Consider the following 2,867-nt stretch of genomic DNA (forward strand, 5'->3'; position numbering starts at 1 on the left):
TATGCGCTCGCGAAAAATGTATTTTGCCGCCGTCGGTGCTGCCGGCGCCCTGGCCGCCGCCGTGGCCGGTCCAGCCGGCGCCGCGTTCCCCGACGGGGTGCCCGGTTCCAGTCAGGTCACGCTCCCGGGCGGCTCCGCCCTGCGGCCAGATCTCGACGTGAGTATCGACAACGTCGTCGTCAACCCGACCCCGCCTCATGTCGTCGCACAGATCAACCCGTTGTTCCGCGCCTACTCGATCGGGGCGGCCGACATCAACCGGGTCCAGAGCCACCTGCGGTCGCTCGAGCTGCGATCGGCAGGCGGGCACGACATGGTCTCGTGGACGCTGAGGAACGTCACCGATCATCCTGTCGCCTTCGGCTGGTTCTCGAAGGAGGGGCGGGGTGGCAACGGCGTGCTAGCGGCGGGTGCCTCGCGCACCCTGGACACGCATTCCTCCCTTGTCGTGGCCCGCGCGTTCGACCAGTCGTGGAATCCCTCACCCCAGCTGCCGACGATTGGTGTGTCGACCCACGGCCGGCCGGTGCCGGCCACCGGACCTGGCCCGTCGACCGCCACCACTACCGGCACTACCGGCACCGGCCCCGTCGTCCCGGGAGCCGGTATCGCGCCGGGCGCGCGGGGCGAGGCGCCCTCGTCCCCGCAGGCTTCTGGCGGTGGACAGGCTTCTGGTAGCGGACAGACTCCCGGTACTGGGGAGTCGACCGGTGGCGGACAGAACCTGAGTACCGCGAAGGCTCTCGGAACGGGAGCCCCAGCCCAGGGGACGGGCTCGACATCACCCGTAACCAGCGGCACGACGCCACAGGGCTCGCCCGGGCAACAGGGCGGCACCGGCACCGGCACCGGCACGACGGCACCGGCGACGCCGATCACGACGAACACCATCCCCTTCACGGGATGACCGGCTCTATGGGATGACAGAGGTGACGGACGCGGGCACCCGGCGGCCTCGACCACCCGCCGGCTTGTCGGCGCCGCGCGCGTCGGCCGCGCTGGTGGTCGCCGTGTGCGGGCTGCTGTTCCCGGCCGCCTGCGCGGTCGGCGGTGAGGGCATCGGCGCCAGGTCTTCGGCCACCGGTATGTCTTCGGCTACCCCCAGGTCTTCGGTCACCCCTATGTCTTCTCGCGGCGCGGCGGCCGAACCGGAGGCGGTGAACACGATTCTGACCGCGACCGTCGCCGGCGTGGACGTCTACCCAACGCCCGTGTCCACCCGGCCCGCGTCGCGGCTGAGTAACCCGAACGAGGCGGGCGCGCCACGGGTCTTTCTCGTCACGGCGAGGCTGCCCGGATGGTGGCAGGTCCTGCTGCCGGTATGGCCCAACGGCAGCCGAGGATGGATCAGGGACGACCAGGTCCGCGCCAGCACCACCGCCTACCACCTGCAGGTCGTCCGCGGAGCCCACCAGTTGCGGCTGTACCGCGGGAACACGCTCATATCCTTGTTCGTGATGGCGGTCGGAACCACGGAAACACCGACTCCCGGGGGGCGGTACTACCTGACCGAACTGCTGCGGCCGCGGAATCCGACCGGACCCCACGGGCCCTTCGCCTTCGGCATCTCGGGCTTCTCCACCTCACTGGCCTCCTTCGAAGGCCATGCTCCGATTATCGGTCTGCATGGCACCAACCAGCCCCATACGCTGGGGCGTGACGTCAGCCACGGCTGCATCCGCCTGAGCAACAGCGACATCACCCGGTTGGCGGGCATGCTGCCCCTGGGCACGCCGGTCGACATCGTCGCCTGACCGGTCTCATCTCGAGGTCGTCGGTGCGGACTTCGCGGATGCAACAGACCCCGACGCCGAGCTGGAATCATTCAGGGCGGGGCCTGGCAGCCCGGCACGGCTGGCCGCGGGGCAGAGCCGGTTCTGCAAGGTCAGCTGGGTGGACGTCGGAGGAGGAGTGCGAAGCCGAGGGTGGCGATCCATACTCCCCAGAGTGTGGAGCCGAGGAAGCCCGCCGGTTCCCATGCGGGGACCTCGGGGATCGCGGTTGCCAGGATGTCGCCCTGGTTGAGCAGGTAGATGGCGCTTGCGACCAGGCCCAGCATGCCCACAGCGGCGGGAAGCGGACGGCGGCAGAGGATGATCACGGAGATCGTCGTCGACCAGGCGATGGCGAGCGTCTGGCCGAGGTGCTCGCCGAGCAGGGAGCCGCCGAGCGGGTGTTGTGCGAGCCAGGCGGCGTCGACGGCCGCTCGGGTCGTCGTGTCGCTGGCCATGTACTGCCGTGCCAGCGGCGGCACGACGAAGACCCAGCGCAGGAAGCCGGTGAGCGCGAGCACGATCGCGGCGGAGCCGACCCAGGTCGCGGCGCGCAGGACGGGATCGTCCCGGCGACCGAGGGCCGTGGGCAGCAGCAGCGTCGGCGGTAGCAGCAGAGCGTAGGTCCAGCCGGTCGCGAACCAGGTCCAGACCAGGCCGGTGCCGCCTCGGTGGAAGGACGGAAGGATGACGTCCGCCATCCCGGCGCGGTCAGCCTGCTGCTCGGTGGCCCGATGGACGGCCCCAACGCGCTCGCGCTCAACGAGCGACTGCTCGCGGCACTGGCCGACGGCGGGGTGCCGGCGGCGAACGCGGCCCGGTCCGTATATCTGCTGATCGTGTATGTGCTGGGCGCCATCGCGTTGGAGGCCGCCGAGCCGCACGAGCCGGGAACCAGCGAGGCAGAGCGGATCGCCGCCCGCCGTGACGCGTTCGCGGCCGTGCCCGCCGAGCACTACCCACGTACCGCCAGCCAGATTGACGTGCTGGCCGCCTACGTCACCACTGAGCAGTTCAGCTGGGGCCTCGACCGCGTCCTTGACGGCATCGAACGCCTCATTGAGCCTGACGCCTGGATCTGGATCTGTCGCTGAT

The 2,867-nt window shown here is 70.3% G+C and carries 3 protein-coding genes and 1 pseudogene; 3 read left to right on the forward strand and 1 reads right to left on the reverse strand.

Features of this window, described 5'->3' with window-relative positions; all coding sequences use genetic code 11:
• Nucleotides 1–907 (forward strand): annotated as a pseudogene (locus tag AC08OQ_RS12350) (hypothetical protein); the annotation flags it as partial.
• 13 nt (nucleotides 908–920) lie between these two features.
• Nucleotides 921–1,754, forward strand: a complete 834-nt coding sequence (locus tag AC08OQ_RS12355) for a L,D-transpeptidase (RefSeq protein WP_476602376.1) — start codon at nucleotides 921–923, stop codon at nucleotides 1,752–1,754.
• Between the two features lie 131 nt (nucleotides 1,755–1,885).
• Here AC08OQ_RS12355 and AC08OQ_RS12360 read toward each other — a convergent pair whose 3' ends face one another.
• On the reverse strand, nucleotides 1,886–2,473 hold the full coding sequence (locus AC08OQ_RS12360) for a DUF4386 family protein (protein WP_476602375.1): 588 nt from the start codon (nucleotides 2,471–2,473) through the stop codon (nucleotides 1,886–1,888).
• Between AC08OQ_RS12360 and AC08OQ_RS12365 the strand changes: the two genes are divergently transcribed.
• Nucleotides 2,444–2,866, forward strand: a complete 423-nt coding sequence (locus tag AC08OQ_RS12365; protein ID WP_476612057.1) for a TetR/AcrR family transcriptional regulator C-terminal domain-containing protein — start codon at nucleotides 2,444–2,446, stop codon at nucleotides 2,864–2,866. The two genes, AC08OQ_RS12360 and AC08OQ_RS12365, sit on opposite strands and share 30 nt — an antisense overlap.
• Nucleotide 2,867: the final 1 nt, after the last annotated feature.

The organism is Frankia sp. CcCS3, from assembly GCF_977927575.1.